Source organism: Pseudoalteromonas sp. T1lg122 (genome assembly GCF_002964825.1).
Classification (GTDB): domain Bacteria; phylum Pseudomonadota; class Gammaproteobacteria; order Enterobacterales; family Alteromonadaceae; genus Pseudoalteromonas; species Pseudoalteromonas gelatinilytica.
The window spans coordinates 278,107-295,141 of the sequence record NZ_PQCG01000033.1; the positions used below are offsets into that span (position 1 = coordinate 278,107).

Consider the following 17,035-nt stretch of genomic DNA (forward strand, 5'->3'; position numbering starts at 1 on the left):
ACACTTTGATTTAACGCAAGATTTATAATTTTAGTCGCCTTTAAACTTGTAAAAAAACCTGTACCCGATAAGCTAGGGCTTTTCCTCTAGGGAGCTAAAAATGCAGCTGCGACATTTGTTACTTTGCTCTGTATTTATTTTCTTTGTTTTATACGCCCCACAACCCTTACTAGGATTATTCGCCAGCCATTTTTCTGTATCGCCAGCCACTGCTGGTAGCTTAATGACCGCGACGATGCTGCCACTGGCCATTGCTCCTTTAGTTTACGGCTTGTTCTTAGCTAAGCGAAATCCACTTACAATTTTGAAATTTGCCATGCTCGTGTTGGCCATAAGCTGCGTTGCTTTTACCTTTGCACCAAGCTTTGAGTTGCTATTGCTGGTTCGCTTTATCCAAGGGATCACCCTTCCCGCGGCGCTCACCGCTATGACCAGTTATATAGGTGTGACTTATCAGGCCGACCAATTACAACGTAATATGACTCTTTACATTGGCAGTACCATAGTCGGTGGCTACTTCGGACGCATGCTTGCCGCCTTATTTACAGACTTTTTAAGCTGGCAAAGTTTTTATTATGTGATTGCGCTTGGCTTAGTACTGTTTGCAATCGCCATTCCCAAATCAAGCAAAAGCGCAAGCATTCACGCTGCAAAATCGCCGCTGTTGTATCTAAAGCAATTAAAAGATCCACTCGTATTAAAGCTCTACGGGGCAGTGTTTTGTATGTTTTTTTGCTTTGCAGCACTGTTAAATTATTTACCTTTCATTTTGCAAGACAGCTTTGCTATCACTAATACCCGCGATATCGGACTCGTTTACAGTGGTTATTTATTAGGTGCGCTGGCATCCATAGCCACACCGTGGCTGTTACGTAAGTCATCAACGCCTTGGCGTTTGCTAACTTGGGTATTTGTATTCTATAGCCTAACAATGGTGTTATTAATGAGCCAACAGTTACTGCTATTTGTGGTCGCTTTTACTGGCTTTTGCGGTGCAATGTTTGTGATCCACTCAAGTGCCGCCCCTCTGGTAAATAAAATCAGCAGCGCACCAGCAAGTGTGACGAATGGAGGCTATGTATCGTTTTATTATAGCGGTGGCGCACTGGGCTCGTTATTGCCTGGGCTGGTATATCAGCAACACGGCCAAGTTGCCTTTATGACCGTGCTACTTTTAGTCTGCTTAGTGGGTTTAAGCTTAGTTTATTTGGCTGGTAGAAATACGATACGCGGTTGATGCCCGGTACTTTCAAAAAAGCGTTCTAAATCATCTTTTTTCATCAGCCATGTCGCGGTATTTTCAAAAGGGTGACAATGAAAAAGCTCGTTAAACCAAATTTCTTGGTCTAGCCAAAGGGTGACATTATTTTGCTTATCGTTTAAAAGTGCCAACATAGAAACACAGCCCGGTGGCACTTTTAGATAGCGCGCTAATCGCTCATCGGATGCAAACCCTAATCGAGATAAGCCTTGCTGTTGAGCAATAGCCTTTAAATCAAGCTGCTTGTCGTGAGCAGTGATCACTAAAAAGTGGCGCTTGCCTTCGTTATCTCGTAGAAACAAGTTTTTTAATCGAGTGCCCGGTCTATCGAGCATAAATTTATCGGCATCTAAGCTACCGTGTAATGGTGGATGCTCAATCACATCATAATTAATATCTAATTGAGCTAGCGTAGCAGCTAACTTGCTTTTATCTGCATACATTTACAAACAACGTCCTCGTAATTGCACACTTAAATCACGCCATAATACTTCATCAATGACGTGCTTCTCGTCACAGTATTGTCGTTCTTTAAGTTCTTCGTTTAATAATTCCACCGCTTGATCCTCAAGCATGAGCTTTAAGTTGCTTGATTCTTCAAAGACTTCTTGTTCGGCAAAATCTTTAAATTGGCTACGTGTCATAGGCTTATCAAGGTTTATTGGGCGACGACCTTGGGCTTTTACTGACACCACATAGGCAAAAATTTTATTGCCTTGGTCGTCATTTTTTTCGTAAAACTGCTTATTGTTAATTTCAAACGGAGGGGCCTCTTCTTGGCTTGCGCAACCGGCAAGTAAAGCAACCAAAAGCCATGCTATTTTTTTCATTATTGGATAAGCCTTGTACAGTGTATGCGCACTAGTCTATCAAAAATACAACAACAGAGTAAAAATTCGATCATTTTAAAAAAAATACTTGACCAAAAATGCAAAAATATTTAAAGTTCACCCCGCTTGAGACGCAAGACTTAAGCATCCTGTATTTTAGGAATGTGGGGCTATAGCTCAGCTGGGAGAGCGCCTGCCTTGCACGCAGGAGGTCAGCAGTTCGATCCTGCTTAGCTCCACCACCTTCCTACTCTTCTTTAGGCAATCTGCCGAATCTTTAATAAAAACCAATACATTCTAAGTTAAAGCAATTTTATTTGTCTTTCTGTCGTCTTCGTTTTATAACAGACACAAAAAAACCGAGCAAAGCCTGGGCTAATACTTTATTAGGGATCTGAATACTCAGATCCCTTTTTTATTTCAACGTGAAATCAAATGCTTAGCCATCAAGATATGTCGAAAATTACATTCGAGAGCAGGTATATCCTCATTAAAAACAATAGGTTAGTAGGTCTACTGTAATTAATGGTGTGAGGTGTAGTACCAATTGTCTGCGTATTTTATTATTTGAGTTACATCTTCTTCATCTAAATCCGCATAGCTCCTTGGGTCGCCGCCGTCAGGGACATATAAAAAACCAGAATAGTTGTCCAATATCCCTCTAAAGGTGTAGAAGAAAACGTATTTCGAACCGTCGATATCTTGAACCACAATCTCATTTCCGCCCATTGATATTTTTGAATACTCAGAGCCTAGTGCTATTAACGATGAATTATGTTGTACATTAGAGACAAGCTCGCCAGAGTAAACCCTTGCGACGACTTCTTGACGTTGAGATTCATATAAGTGGAAATCTGCATTTATCCAGAGCTTCGTAAACGGAACAAACTCTAGTACAGCAAGGGCAACCAATTGGACTGCTAAGGGAATTGTTGCCAACCACCTAATTTCTTTGAACTTAAAAAGACATGAAATGCTAAAACCGAGTCCCGTTAAAAAGACAATAAATACCACAAGCATCAACGGCATCATCAAGAAAGGAGTTATCCAATCAATGATTGACCATTGAAATGCCATTATTAATATAGCGAATGCCGACACCCCGACAGCTAGCTTAGCTCTGTTCTCTATTCCTTTAATCATTGACTTCCTTATTGTAAGTTTTTAATTTTGCTCGCGACTGTAAAGTCTAGAATATCTTCTATTGTATATTTCTTATCTGTAATGCCAAGCTTTTGAGCTGGTGTTGTTGCTTCCTGATACAGTCCTTTGTTTTTAAGTGACTTTTCGTCGGTCAATACGTAGTTGTTGTAGACCCTCAATATCTCAATAATCATAACCGCCCATTTAGGGTTGTATGAAGCGTAGCCATTCCATCGTTTACTGTTTGTGGCTGATGTTATTGGTCGCTCGAACATATTGATTCGGCGGCGTATCATTTGAAAGTAGTTATCAACTCCATATGTAGATACATCTAACAAATTCTCAGATAGCGTTTGGCTAACAGATATAGCGCCATGAAAGCCTACTAATGGTTTTACTTGAACAGAATGTCTAGATTTAGGAAATGGATGAACTAACCACTCTGATTTAGCCGATCCTGATTCAATAGTACGTTTGTGCATCTCGGCAGCCCAATATTGTTGCGATATTTGAGCTAGTTTTTCTCTATCAACTTTGGCCCTCTTTATGTCGCTCATAGTAATCCCATGCTTAAGAAGAACTTGTTCTGACCAGGCACGCTTGTCTTGCATTTGGCTGGCATTGTTCCTTTCTGCTTTTACAAGCACAGGGTAGAGTTTGCTGGCCGCAATCTGTTCTTTCATCACTAACCCAATACCAAGTTCAAAGCCTTCGTCGGCATCTGCGAATAAACGAGTGTAACGCGCCTCATTTACGTACTGTTTTATCACTTCAAGGTGTGCCATGAGAGAATAAGTTTGTTGCACTAGTAAATTTTTATTTGGTGCTTTCAGAGGCAGGGTATCATCAACGTCATCAGTTTCGACTTCTTGATTGGATAGAACGTACTGACCATACCTTCTCTTGTGTTCAGGCTTCTTAAGATCACTACATCTGCTAATGTCTCTTTTAATTACTTCCCAGTCTGAGGTGGTGTCGAAGTTAACTGTACTAGCAAATACAAATCGAGTTTTATTGTCTACCGTTGAAGTATTTACCAGTTTCGTAGGGCGACTGTCCTTCTTATCACTCCAGTTAGACAGGTAGTGCTGCCTGTCCATACTAACTTCTAGGGTTTTGCCTTTTAAAGCCTGAATGTTGTTCTGTATGTGCCAACGGTCAAACTCAACACACTGGTTAAAGAAAAACTCGATACGGTGGTAAATTAAAGTGATAGGCACATCCAAAATTTCTTCCATTCTGTTGACGATACCTTTGTTAATAAGCATTCTGAACAATATTCCATTGATATCAGCTCTCTTTTGACCATACTCAGCGTTCAACGGTACGTTGAAAGGATTGTGACAGGCATTGCATTCAATCCTTTGGGCTTCTCGATACTTCAATGACTCTACTGTTGACGGTACTGTGCCTCTTAAGGTGTAACGCTTAGGCTTATCTAACCAATTTACCACCGCATTTCGACATGGCCTAGTTCGTCGTCGTGATGTTTCAAGTTTCTTATCAGGGCAACAAATCTCTTTATTGGAAAATATTTGCTTTTGCCTATTTGACTCTTCAACGAAAGCTTTGTTGTTTATCAGTTTTGTACTTGTGCCGCAGATGATGCAAGTTAACACGCGACCTATCTTTGTTTTAGTAAACCTATAATCATTACCTAACCCTCGCATTATAGAGCCATCAGCTTTGCGTTTGGGATTAAGTGCGGCTACACCATAGTTTCGGCAGTTTGGGTTCTTACAGTAGTTAAGCTGAATAGCTTTACCAGTGATAGGATCTTTGTAGGCTCTTGGGATTGGAAAGGCTGTAGGCTCGACACGTTCATTTTGATGCGGTGTCTTCGCAAGTGGTTTGTCACTCGAATAATGAAACTTCAGGTACAGCTCCGCTGTAATAAAGGCATCTATTGCGGCACCGTGTGATTTTCTTTCAGTAATGTCTATACCATAACGTATGCAAGCATTATCTAATTTGACCCATTTCCCATAGTTTTCCCTATTGGCAAAATCCCTCATCAAGCAAGATACGTCGTAATCTCTATTGAAGACAATATCTAGTCCACATCGATCAATTTCTGATTGCAGGAAATCAACATCAAATTCTGAATTGTAAAAGGAAAGTCGTGCACCATCTATGAACTCTAGAAATTCTTCAGCTATTTGGCAGAACGTTGGCTTATCAAGCAAAAATGAATCTTCAATTTGGTGTACCGCGTGGGCTTCCGACGTACTCTTCTTACCTTCAGGGTTTTAGAAGTAGTGGAAGATGCTGCCTGTGATATCGCCATCAATTATTTCTACGGCAGCAAGGTTAACAATGCGATGCTTGCCCTTGCGTGGAGACAAGCCAGTTGTCTCTGTATCTATTATTACTACTCTGTCCATTGATCCCCCTAGCGATCAATTCTAGTAATAATTAGAAAAATTTCAATTAACTACTTAAGCTATTGAATATATAGAAAATACATCTGCTCGCGAATGTTTTTTTTGCGTAAGTTTTAATGTTAACCCTATGATTTTATGTACATAAATAAAAAGGGATCTACATATGTAGATCCCTAATAAAGTATCAGCCCAAGCAAAGCCCGGCTTTTTAAACAATTTTTTAGCGATTACTCACGAATTTGACCTTCACCATTCACTAAGTATTTTTCAGTTGTCAGCGATTCTAAGCCCATAGGGCCATAAGCATGTAACTTCGTTGTCGCGATACCAATCTCAGCACCTAAGCCTAATTGTGAGCCATCAGAAAAACGCGATGATGCATTAACCATCACCACAGACGCATCTACACTACGTTGGAATAATTGCGCCGCAGCTTGGTCTTTAGTACAAATCACTTCAGTGTGGTTTGAACCAAATTTAGCAATATGATCAATCGCACCTGCAAAATCAGGCACAACCTTAATTGCGATTTCTAAATCTAAGTACTCTTCACCAAACTCGTCGTCAGCAAGTACAGTGGCATTATCAAAATACTCGGCAGCATTCGCATCTGCATTTACTTTTACGCCTTCTTGACGAAGAACAACTGCACACAGGTTTAAAAACTCATCAGCGATATCTTGGTGAACCACTAAACCTTCTAAGGCATTACACACACCTGTGCGCTGAGTTTTACCATTTAATAGTAAATTGATTGCGACATTCAGATCAGCGTCTTTATCAACATAAAGGTGACATACACCTTTAAAGTGCTGAATGACTGGGATAGTGCTGTTTTCTGTCACAAAGTTAATTAAGCCTTCACCACCACGTGGGATGATTAAATCAATTGTGTCGCGTTGTTGCATCAGCTCCATAAGTAGACCACGGTCTGGATCTGGGATCACCGAAATTAACGCAGCAGGTAAACCATGCTTTTCAAGCACTTTGTGCATCACACTCGCAATGGCTTGTGAACTACGCAGTGCTTCTTTACCACCACGTAAAATCACACCATTACCCGATTTAAAACATAACGCACCAGCATCAGCCGTCACATTCGGGCGTGCTTCATAAATCATACACACAACACCAAGTGGTACGCGCATCTTGCTGATCTTAATACCGTTTGGGCGCTCTGAAATTTCGCGTAATTGACCAACAGGATCATCAAGGCTAACAATTACTTCAATGCCTTCAGCCATTGCTTCAATACGCTCATCGTTTAGCGTTAAACGGTCAATCATAGACGCAGCAAGGTTGTTATCACGCGCTACTGCCAAATCGCTTTCGTTTTCTTTGATGATAAAGGCTTTATTTTCTCGCAATGCCTGTGCCATCTCAGTTAACACTTGATTCTTAGTAGCAGTATCAAGTAAAGCTAACTGGGTTGCAGCTTTTGCAGCCTGACTCGAAATATCCGTAATTAAACTCATGACTTCTCCAATAATGCGATATCTTTCTCTGAAACAACTGGGCCGATTGAATCTTGCATTTTTTCGCTAAATTCACTTTGCTCGTTGTCAGCAATAAAATTCAATAAACAGCTACTGTAATTCGCTGTTGCTTTTGCTAGACGCGTACCATCATCACTGCGGACTAAAATAGTATCGCCTACGCCAAATTCCCCATGTACCGCAACGATTTCATCGCTACGAATACAGCCATCTTCGGTTGATTTATCAATCGAACCTTCTACGACAACCTCACCTTGCTCATTTGCTGTGTGAGTCATCCAATGCACAGCTTCTTGCATTGGTTTGTCATATGGTTTGAAGATAGTACCCGGGTTATCACCCTCTAACAGTCGGTTAAACGTCTGTTCTTTAAAACCATTTAAGATAAAGGTTGTAATACCATGTGAAGTGGCTTTTTCTGCCGCTTCGATCTTCGTTTTCATACCACCTGTGCCAACTGCGCTGGTTGCACAGCCGGCCATGGCATAAATAGATTCATCAATGCTATCTATTTCAGGTAGCAGCACTGCATCCTCATGTAAATTCGGGTTCTTGTCATAAAGACCATCTACGTCCGAAAAGATCATCAATGCGTCTGCGTCCGCAGCGGCTGCAACCATTGCCGACAAGTTATCGTTGTCGCCAACTTTTAAATCATCGGTTGTTACCGTGTCATTCTCATTAATGATCGGTAACACACCATGCTCTAGTAAGGTGAAAACTGTTTCACGAATACTGGTGTAACGCTCACGGTCACGTAAGTCACCGTGGGTTAATAAAATTTGTGCCGATGGAAAATCAAAGAAACGATCCCACATTGCCATCATTTCTGTTTGACCAGCAGCCGCCATAGCTTTTTTCATCGTTACTGAACGTTTTTCTTGTTCAGGGAATAAATGCGAACCAGCAGCTACCGAACCCGATGATACTAAAATAACTTCGATACCTTGCGCTCGACAACGAACGATGAACTGTGCAATGGTCAGTAAATAACGTGAACGACACCCATCTTGCTCTGGTGCGATTAACGCGCTACCTACTTTTAGTACTATACGTCGCCATTTAAACTTTTGCATAACTGTTCAACTTTCCATTTTACTATCTGTTCAGTGCCAATTTGCCACTGATTAAAAGACTCGCGTTTAGTGTTACTAAACGCACTGACTATTATCACTTTGTCAAACCACTTATCTATGCACACGACTACGCCACGCAAGTACTGCGATTAGATATAGCACAACTTTTATTCAGTCAGTAGACCAAACGGTTATAAACCATAAGTTGATTAAAAAAGATAAGTGTTGTTTATGTATCGCTGTAAAAAGCTGTGTGCGGCTTTTATTAATCACAACATACATAGAGCCTATACAATCAGGTACACCAGCAGATAGGGTGTAGATTGTATGACCGAGATTTAGCCGCCACGATGGGGGCTAAACATTGACCAGATAATGAACTTATATTCTATTCAACACGTAATAAATACACACTGAACGTTAGCAAGCTCATTTCTATTTAATTAGAAAACAAAGTGTATAAAACACTAAATATGTTACAAACAACTGATTAATTAAAGATAAAACACTAAACAAGTGTAATAACACTCATAAAAACTTAGATATCAAATTGTTTGAACACGAAATATAATACGGGAAATCAGGGGCAAAGATCAAGGGCAAAAAGTAATCATAGCTTTTATACTTGCCATAAATTTTAGAAATAGACACTTTTTAACAATGAGTTAGAGAGCAAGATGCATGGCATAATGATTTTTTACCAATTAATCTGATTTTTGTTCTTAAAAGCACCCCAAAAAGTAGTAATAACGACTAAAATCGTATTTGAAGCAACAAGTTTGCTTGTGTCCATGACGGTGAGTAGGCTTTAATAGGCAAGCATTTTATTTAAAAGTTCAGCGGCTAACTATCGTCTTCAAACGCGATTATCTATGGTGTTGGTATTTTTTAAATAGTAGTAACTAAAGGATAATTCATTCTATGTCAGCAATTTATATAGCAGGGATCGCCTTGTGCTCGGTATTAGCACAATGGGTAGCTTGGGCGTTTCGTGTACCGGCTATTTTATTTTTACTACTAACAGGTCTAGTACTTGGTCCTTTCAGTGGCATTTTAGAACCCGACGCATTATTAGGTGATTTATTATTCCCTGTAGTCTCTCTTAGCGTTGCTGTGATCTTATTCGAAGGCTCACTGACCCTACACTTTAGAGAACTAAAAGGTATCGGCAAGGTTGTTCGTAATCTTTGTTCAATCGGCATGATCACAACTTGCTTAGTAATAAGCCTAAGCGCATATTGGATTTTAGAGCTTAACTGGCGGGTTGCCGCAGTGCTTGGTGCTGTACTTGTTGTTACTGGCCCTACTGTTATTGCACCGCTGTTAAACTCTATGAGACCGACCCAAGATATCGACCGAATTTTGCGTTGGGAAGGCATAGTCATAGATCCCATTGGTGCATTATTCGCGGTACTGGTGTTTGAAGCCGTCATGCTTGTAGGCCAAGGCGAAGTACTCAGTCATACCATTATCGCGCTATTTAAAACCTTAGGTGTTGGTTTAACGATTGGTGTGGTAGCAGGTTGGCTCACTACATTGCTAATACGCCGCGAATGGCTACCGTTCGAATTACATAAATTTGGTATTTTAGCGTTAGTACTGATTAGTTTTACGGTTTCTAACCACCTTAGCCATGAATCTGGTCTTCTCGCTGTTACCGTGTTTGGTATTTGGCTTGCGAACCAAGATGAGCTCGAAATTGACTCAGTGCTAGAGTTTAAAGAAGACCTGTCGATGATCTTAATCTCATCTTTATTCATTTTACTTGCAGCCCGTCTACAGCTCTCTGATTTAATGATGTTACATAGCGATGTGTTTATTTTCTTAGCCATCGTGTTATTTGTAGCCCGTCCTGCGTGTATCGCAATCTCGACCTTTAAAACCGATTTACCACTTAAGTCTCGCTTAGTTCTCTCGTGGATTGCGCCACGGGGTATTGTTGCCGCTGCAGTAGGTTCTGTATTCGCGTTAAGTATGGTGGAAGCCGGCATTGCCGATGCAGAGAAAATCGTGCCACTTATCTTCACGGTGATCATCGTGACTGTGGTATTGCAAAGTCTGACTGCAACGCCCTTGGCAAAGTTATTAAAAGTACGTCAGCCTGCGCCAAATACCATTTTGATTATTGGTGCAAACCATGTAGCCCGTGCTATTGCCTGCGGCTTAAAAGATCAAAATATTCCAGTGCATTTGTCTGATCCGGCATGGGAGAACTGTAAAATGGCCCGTATGGATGGCTTACCTTGTTACTATGGTAATCCCCAATCTGAACATGCTGAGCGTTATTTGCCATTAACGACGATTCGTAGCGTACTCGCGCTTTCGCCTAATCGCCATCATAATGCATTAGGTGTGCAGTACTTCTCGCATTTACTTGACGAAAAAGATGTGTTTTCACTGCGCTCTTCAACTAACCATGCTAAAGCAAACAAAGACAGTGCGACTTTCTTATCACGACAAATTCTATTTGGCGATAATGGGGCTTATGCGCGCTTAAGTAGCTTGATTGCCAAAGGCGGTAAAGTCAGTGCAACGCGTATTTCTGATGAGTTTAGCTGGGAGCAATACAAAGAAGTAAATAGCGAAGCTATCCCACTGTTTATCTTGCATGGCGAAAAGACAGATGATGATGATTCACCTATAAAAATTCGTCCGTTCACTACTAACATGGAGAAAACTCCGCAAGTAGGTGAGCGAATTGTGGCGCTACAACCGCCTAAATTGTCGGTGCTGAAAGACCCTAACAACGGCAAACCAAAAGAAAATAAAGAAGAGAAATAAAAAAAGGCCAGCATTAGCTGGCCTTTTTTATTGCTATGTATTTGTTTCTACATTGGTAAACGTGCGCGTGCTACGACGCTGTCTGGCATTTTCTCTGCAAGCTTTGCCAATAGGTACTCAATTTTTTTGTGGGTGGCTTTATCGGCAACCATTGAGTGGAATAACCATCGGTAGGCGTCTTCATAATCACGCGGACTACCATAGCCTTGATTAAATAGGTTAACCAAACGCATTTGTGCCTTTAAGTTGCCTTGGGCAGATGCTTCTCGTAAATAGGTGACAGCCATCGCTTTATCTTGCTGCACTAATTGGCCAACATCATAGTAACGACCAAGCTGCTCTAAAGCCGCGCCTAGCCCTTGCTGAGCGGCCTGACGCATGTAATAAACCCCTAATTCTACATTGCGGTCTACACACACTGCATACGCTAGCATATCACCATACAGGAACTGATATGAAGGCAGTGCCATTTTATTGGCTCGCGCCTCGATATCTTGCACTAACTGGCAATCATCTGCCTTTACACGTGCTAGATGGGCATTTTTATTGATCAAGCCAATTAACTCGCTCTCTGTGTATAGAGGCACTGCAGTTATGGGCTCTTCAGCCATGCTTAGGCTTGAGAAGAGTAATGTTAAAGGCAATAAAACACGCATCAAAGTCACTTAAATAAAGTCAGTCTTAGCAAATAATATACAATTATCATTCCAGAGTGAATTTCGGGCACAAAAAAAGCTGCCGAGGCAGCTTTTTTAGTCACTATGACAATTATGCAAACGGGCTGCGTAATACCATAGTTTCTACACGGTCAGGACCTGTAGAGATGATATCAACTGGAACACCAGTGATTTCTTCAATACGTTTGATGTAATCAAGTGCCGCTTGCGGTAATTGATCAACTGACGTAGCACCTACTGTGTTTTCTGACCAGCCTGGCATCTCTTCGTATACTGGTGTTACTTTCTCGTAACCTTCAGCCGCTAATGGCGTAACGTTCGTTACTGTGCCATCTTCTAACTGGTAACCAGTACAGATTTTTAATGTCTCTAAACCGTCTAAAACGTCTAGTTTAGTTAAACAGAAACCTGAAATGCTGTTGATTTGAACAGCACGGCGCATTGCCACTGCATCTAACCAACCAGTACGGCGTAAACGACCAGTCGTTGCACCGAACTCATGACCTTTTTCACCTAAGTGCTTACCTACTGGATCTTGTTTATCAAGACCGTCGTAAAGCTCTGTAGGGAAAGGACCAGAACCTACACGCGTTGTGTAAGCTTTGATGATACCTAACACGTAATCAAGGTGTAATGGACCAAAACCAGCACCTGTCGCTACACCACCAGCCGTTGTGTTTGAAGATGTTACGTACGGGTAAGTACCGTGGTCGATGTCAAGTAATGTACCTTGCGCACCTTCGAATAAGATGTGGTCGCCCGCTAAACGCGTTTGATCAAGTAGCTCAGTAACATCAACAACCATTGCTTTTAAGATATCTGCGATAGCCATTGCATCGTCAAATGTCTTTTGGAAGTCAACTGGCTCAACTTTGTAGTAATGCTCTAACGTGAAGTTATGGTATTCCAATACTTCTTTAAGCTTGCTAGCAAACTGTTCAGGGTTGAATAAATCACCTACACGTAAACCACGACGTGCTACTTTGTCTTCATAAGCTGGACCGATACCACGACCTGTAGTACCAATTGGCTTATCGCCACGTGCTTTTTCACGGGCTAAATCTAATGCAATGTGGAAAGGTAAAATTAATGGACATGCTTCGCTGATTAATAAGCGCTCACGTACTGGTACGCCACGCTCTTCTAGCATGCCGATTTCTTTCATTAATGCTTCTGGTGATAAAACAACACCATTACCAATCACACACTTAACATTGTCACGTAATACACCCGATGGAATAAGGTGTAAAACCGTCTTTTCACCGTTGATTACCAAAGTATGGCCTGCGTTATGACCACCTTGATAACGAACTACTAAAGATGCTTTGTCTGTAAGGAGGTCAACTACCTTACCCTTACCTTCGTCACCCCATTGGGTGCCTAGTACAACAACGTTTTTACCCATTGCAAATTCACTTAGAAAAAATTAGGACGAGATTTTATCAGAAAACGAGGTGAAAGATCACCCCGTTTAGCTTATTTTTTCTGCGCCTGAATTTTTATCATCTTATTTAATTAAACAACTACATGCAGAACAGAGGTTTATAAACTAGCTAAGGATAAAAATTAATCACACACAGAAACAAAAAAAGCCCCACACACAGCAGGGCTTTTTATCACACAGCAATTAATTACTGTGCTTTTGTACCTTTCATATAATTAAAGAAATCGCTATCTGGTGAAATCACCATGATATCTTGCTTATCTTTAAAGGTATTTTTGTACGCTTCTAGGCTGCGCATAAAACCAAAGAATTCAGCATCTTTGTTATAAGCGTTAGCATAGATAGCAGCAGCATCAGCATCACCTTGACCGCGAACGGTACGTGCATTACGTTCAGCATCTGCCAGCATAACAGTGACACGACGGTCTACTTCTGCGCGAATTGTTTCAGCTTTTTCTTGACCTTCTGAACGGTGCTCTTTTGCAACCGCAGTACGCTCAGCACGCATACGTTGGAAGATTGAGCTACTCACTTCTTGTGGTAAGTTAATTTGCTTAACACGCACATCAAGTACTTCAATACCTAGTTCTTGTGCACTTTCAGACGCTTGAACTAACGCTTCTTCCATCAGTTCACTACGCTCGCCAGAGACAATCTCTTTGATAGTACGAGAACCAAAGTTAGTACGAAGACCATTGTTCACCTTTTGCTTGAGGAGTGTTTCAGCATATTGCTTATCACCACGAGCACGCAGGTAGAATGCACTAAAATCGTTAATGCGCCATTTCACATAAGAATCAACGATTAAGTCTTTTTTCTCACTCGTAACGAAACGGTCAGGTGCGCCATCTAACGTTTGAATACGCGCATCTAAACGACGTACTTGGCTGAAGAAAGGCACTTTTAAGTGTAAACCTGGGCCATATACTACAGCCTTGTCGTCACTGTCTTTTTCAACTTTGCTGAATAACAGTACGATTGCCTTCTCGCCTTCTTGTACAACAAAAATCGCAGAGAAAGACATCACAACTGCAAGGGCAAGTATTACTAAACTAAAATTTTTCATCTTGCTTATCTCCCCTCATTAAAACGGTCAGTTGCGAAACGGTCATTACTTGAATTTACCGTGCTGTTACGTGATGTGTTTAGCTTATTGCGAAGATCTTGAATATCACTTGAGCTTGGTAGTGCAACACGCGTTGCTGTGCCTTGCTTTTCCATGATTTTATCAAGAGGTAAATACATCATGTTATTACCGCCTTCAACATCAACTAACACTTTAGAGCTGTTACCTAGCACTTCTTCCATCGCATCGATGTATAAACGCTTGCGAGTTACTTCTTTCGCAGCTTGATACTCAGGTAATAGTTTTTCAAAACGTGCCACTTCACCTTGTGCTTCTAGCTTAATACGCTCACGATAACCTTCTGCTTCTTGTGTCATACGGGTCACTTGACCACGAGCACGAGGTTCAATTTCACGAGCATAGGCTTCTGCTTCACGGATGAAACGCTCTTCATCTTCTTGTGCAGCAATCGCATCATCAAATGCGTCTTTTACTTCGCCCGGCGGACGTGAATCTTTAAAGTTCACATCGCTTACAATAATACCTAGATTGTAAGGCTCGATAATTTTGTTTAGCTCATCCCACGTTTGTTGACGCACAACTTCACGACCAGTTGTTAGTACTTGGTCCATTTTCACATGACCAATAACATAACGAAGTGCACTATCAAGGGCTTGTTGTAAGCTGTGATCAGCATCAGTAACGCTGAACTTGTATAGGTGTGGATCGATAACACGGTACTGTACTTCAAACTCTACATTTACCACGTTTTCGTCTTCTGTCAGCATGAAGCCTTTAGCAGATAACGAGCGAACCGCTTCGATATCAACCGGGATCACACGTTCAATGAAGGTCATTTTCCAACGTAAGCCAGGTTCTGCAATGCGATTGTATTGTCCAAATTGTAAAACAATACCGCGCTCAGCTTCTTTTACCGTGTAAATACCACTTAATGCCCATACGATGACGGCAATAATAAGGATGAAAGAAATGCCTGCGCCACCAAGTCCGCCGCCGCTTTTACCTGGCTTATTACCACCAAATAAACCGCCAAACTTGTTGCCGAACTTACGCATTACCTCGTCTAAATCAGGTGGGCCTTGATCTTTTCCGCCTTTATTATTCCACGGATCTTTATCATTGCCATTATTACCCGGTTCATTCCAGGCCATAGCTATACTCCATTGTTATCTAAATGAATTAGGTTAAATCTATCAAATCTACAGCATTTCTCATACTAAAAAAGACAAATGCTGGTGATTTTTAGTTAGTCGCTATGAAAGAGTTGAGATCCTGTCCCATCTCTTTTTTCAAGCGATTCCATTCTGCCATTGGCAAGCGTACCGATAGCAACCAGTTCCCTTGCTCATCAAAACTCTCTTGATGAACTGCGTTTAAGTTAAACAGTGCTGCACGAATACGACCATGTTGAGGTGGTAATTTTAGCTCGTCAGCAAACATTTTTTTAGCAAGTAACTCGTTAATTGCCTCACTCAGCAGCTCACAACCCACACCTGTTCGTGCCGATAACCACACCCGTACTGGTTGGCCTTCGTCATTTCTATCTATACGTGGCGCAACGTCATCGAGCGCATCAATTTTGTTATAAACCAATAATTGCGGCACTTCATCTGCTTCTATCTCTTTTAAAACAGACTGTACTTGCTCAATATTTTCTTTTCGACGTGGATCTGCCACATCGATAACGTGTAACTGTAAATCCGCTTCGCGGGTTTCCGTTAAGGTCGCTTTAAATGCTGCAACAAGGTCATGAGGTAAATGGCGAATAAAGCCTACCGTGTCAGCTAAAATAACTGGCCCAATATCACCTATATCCAACTTACGTAAGGTTGGATCAAGTGTTGCGAATAACTGATCTGCTGCGTACACATCAGAATCTGTAATACGGTTAAATAACGTTGATTTACCCGCATTGGTATAACCAACCAGTGACACAGTGGGTATTTCATTTCGCGTACGCGCACGTCGTCCCTGCTCACGTTGAACAGCAACTTTATCTAAACGAGCACGAATATTTTTAATTCTTGCACGTAGCAATCGTCTATCGGTTTCGAGCTGGGTTTCACCCGGACCACGTAAACCTATCCCCCCTTTTTGTCTTTCAAGGTGGGTCCAACCACGGATCAGGCGAGTAGAAATATGGCGTAACTGAGCTAACTCAACCTGAAGCTTACCTTCGTGAGTACGCGCTCGCTGCGCAAAAATATCAAGGATCAAACTCGTACGATCAAGAACACGGCACTGACAAACGCGCTCTAAATTGCGTTCCTGTGACGGGCTAAGTTGATGGTTGAAAATGATGACATCTGCATTGTGGATTTTGACAGTTTCAGCGATTTCTTCTGCTTTTCCGGTACCGACGAAAAGTTTCGGATGCGGTGCTTGACGACTGCCTTGCACAATCGCCAAACTACTAACACCAGCAGAAGATACCAACAACTCTAATTCGTGAAGATCTTCGCGATCCCCCTCTTTAGGTAAGTCGATATGAACTAAAACTGCCTGTTCGCCGGCTTCATAACGGTCAAACAAGCATTACGCTCCTAGTTTAAAAATTTCCAGATTCTTGCTCTTCTGAATCATCACTTCCTTGAACGCCTTGGAAGTTAACAGAACGCGCTGGAACAACAGTTGAAATAGCGTGTTTATACACCATTTGATTCACGGTGTTTTCAGGTAAAATAACAAATTGGTCAAATGACTGGATTTTACCCTGTAATTTAATGCCATTAACCAAAAAGATTGATACTGGAATGCGCTCACGACGTAACGCATTTAAAAATGGGTCTTGTAACGACTGGCCTTTTGCCATGTTATTTTCCTTCGTTCTAGGTGTTATTATAATTAAGTAGCTGA

Annotated in this window: 13 protein-coding genes, 1 tRNA gene and 1 pseudogene; 3 read left to right on the plus strand and 12 right to left on the minus strand. The window is 41.4% G+C overall.

Going from position 1 to position 17,035, the window contains the following annotated elements:
- The first annotated feature begins 100 nt into the window (after positions 1–100).
- Positions 101–1,237: an MFS transporter gene (locus C2M33_RS17625; RefSeq protein WP_063701881.1), complete on the plus strand. Its 1,137-nt coding sequence runs from the start codon at positions 101–103 to the stop codon at positions 1,235–1,237.
- Here the strand turns inward: C2M33_RS17625 and C2M33_RS17630 are convergent.
- Entirely contained in the window at positions 1,204–1,704 is a 501-nt protein-coding gene (locus C2M33_RS17630; RefSeq protein WP_063701883.1) for a prolyl-tRNA synthetase associated domain-containing protein, read from the minus strand. The genes C2M33_RS17625 and C2M33_RS17630 overlap by 34 nt on opposite strands.
- A complete protein-coding gene (locus C2M33_RS17635) occupies positions 1,705–2,091 on the minus strand; it encodes a hypothetical protein (RefSeq protein WP_063701886.1) in 387 nt (128 codons plus the stop codon). It abuts the gene before it with no gap.
- Between the two features lie 166 nt (positions 2,092–2,257).
- Between C2M33_RS17635 and C2M33_RS17640 the strand changes: the two genes are divergently transcribed.
- Positions 2,258–2,333: transfer RNA gene (locus C2M33_RS17640), tRNA-Ala, on the plus strand.
- A gap of 280 nt (positions 2,334–2,613) precedes the next feature.
- On the opposite strand, the gene C2M33_RS17645 is transcribed toward C2M33_RS17640, so the two are convergent.
- From C2M33_RS17645 to proB, 4 genes and pseudogenes are all read right to left on the minus strand, one after another.
- The gene (locus tag C2M33_RS17645) at positions 2,614–3,234 is read right to left on the minus strand and encodes a hypothetical protein (protein ID WP_058584966.1); all 621 of its coding nucleotides are present in this window, start codon (positions 3,232–3,234) and stop codon (positions 2,614–2,616) included.
- 8 nt (positions 3,235–3,242) lie between these two features.
- A pseudogene (locus C2M33_RS17650) lies at positions 3,243–5,618 on the minus strand (exonuclease domain-containing protein).
- A 227-nt stretch (positions 5,619–5,845) separates the two neighbouring features.
- Complete coding sequence (locus tag C2M33_RS17660) at positions 5,846–7,093, minus strand: glutamate-5-semialdehyde dehydrogenase (protein WP_063701636.1); 1,248 nt, start codon at positions 7,091–7,093, stop codon at positions 5,846–5,848.
- Complete coding sequence (proB, locus tag C2M33_RS17665; RefSeq protein WP_063701634.1) at positions 7,090–8,190, minus strand: glutamate 5-kinase; 1,101 nt, start codon at positions 8,188–8,190, stop codon at positions 7,090–7,092. The genes C2M33_RS17660 and proB overlap by 4 nt, the downstream gene beginning before the upstream one ends.
- A 921-nt stretch (positions 8,191–9,111) precedes the next feature.
- Here proB and C2M33_RS17670 point away from each other — a divergent pair.
- Complete coding sequence (locus tag C2M33_RS17670) at positions 9,112–10,971, plus strand: cation:proton antiporter (RefSeq protein WP_105175062.1); 1,860 nt, start codon at positions 9,112–9,114, stop codon at positions 10,969–10,971.
- A 47-nt stretch (positions 10,972–11,018) separates the two neighbouring features.
- Here the strand turns inward: C2M33_RS17670 and C2M33_RS17675 are convergent, their stop codons facing one another.
- The 6 genes from C2M33_RS17675 to hfq all read right to left on the minus strand — a co-directional run bounded on the left by C2M33_RS17675 (position 11,019) and on the right by hfq (position 16,991).
- Positions 11,019–11,627: a tetratricopeptide repeat protein gene (locus C2M33_RS17675; RefSeq protein WP_105175063.1), complete on the minus strand. Its 609-nt coding sequence runs from the start codon at positions 11,625–11,627 to the stop codon at positions 11,019–11,021.
- 112 nt (positions 11,628–11,739) lie between these two features.
- The gene (locus tag C2M33_RS17680; RefSeq protein WP_063701628.1) at positions 11,740–13,053 is read right to left on the minus strand and encodes an adenylosuccinate synthase; all 1,314 of its coding nucleotides are present in this window, start codon (positions 13,051–13,053) and stop codon (positions 11,740–11,742) included.
- Positions 13,054–13,279: 226 nt separating this feature from the next.
- Positions 13,280–14,158 (minus strand): protease modulator HflC, encoded by an 879-nt coding sequence (gene hflC / locus C2M33_RS17685; protein WP_063701626.1) that lies wholly within the window; start codon positions 14,156–14,158, stop codon positions 13,280–13,282.
- Between the two features lie 5 nt (positions 14,159–14,163).
- Positions 14,164–15,330 (minus strand): FtsH protease activity modulator HflK, encoded by a 1,167-nt coding sequence (gene hflK / locus C2M33_RS17690; RefSeq protein ID WP_063701624.1) that lies wholly within the window; start codon positions 15,328–15,330, stop codon positions 14,164–14,166.
- 91 nt (positions 15,331–15,421) lie between these two features.
- A complete protein-coding gene (gene hflX, locus C2M33_RS17695) occupies positions 15,422–16,711 on the minus strand; it encodes a ribosome rescue GTPase HflX (RefSeq protein WP_063701622.1) in 1,290 nt (429 codons plus the stop codon).
- A 16-nt stretch (positions 16,712–16,727) separates the two neighbouring features.
- On the minus strand, positions 16,728–16,991 hold the full coding sequence (hfq, locus tag C2M33_RS17700) for an RNA chaperone Hfq (RefSeq protein WP_105175064.1): 264 nt from the start codon (positions 16,989–16,991) through the stop codon (positions 16,728–16,730).
- Between the last annotated feature and the right edge of the window lie 44 nt (positions 16,992–17,035).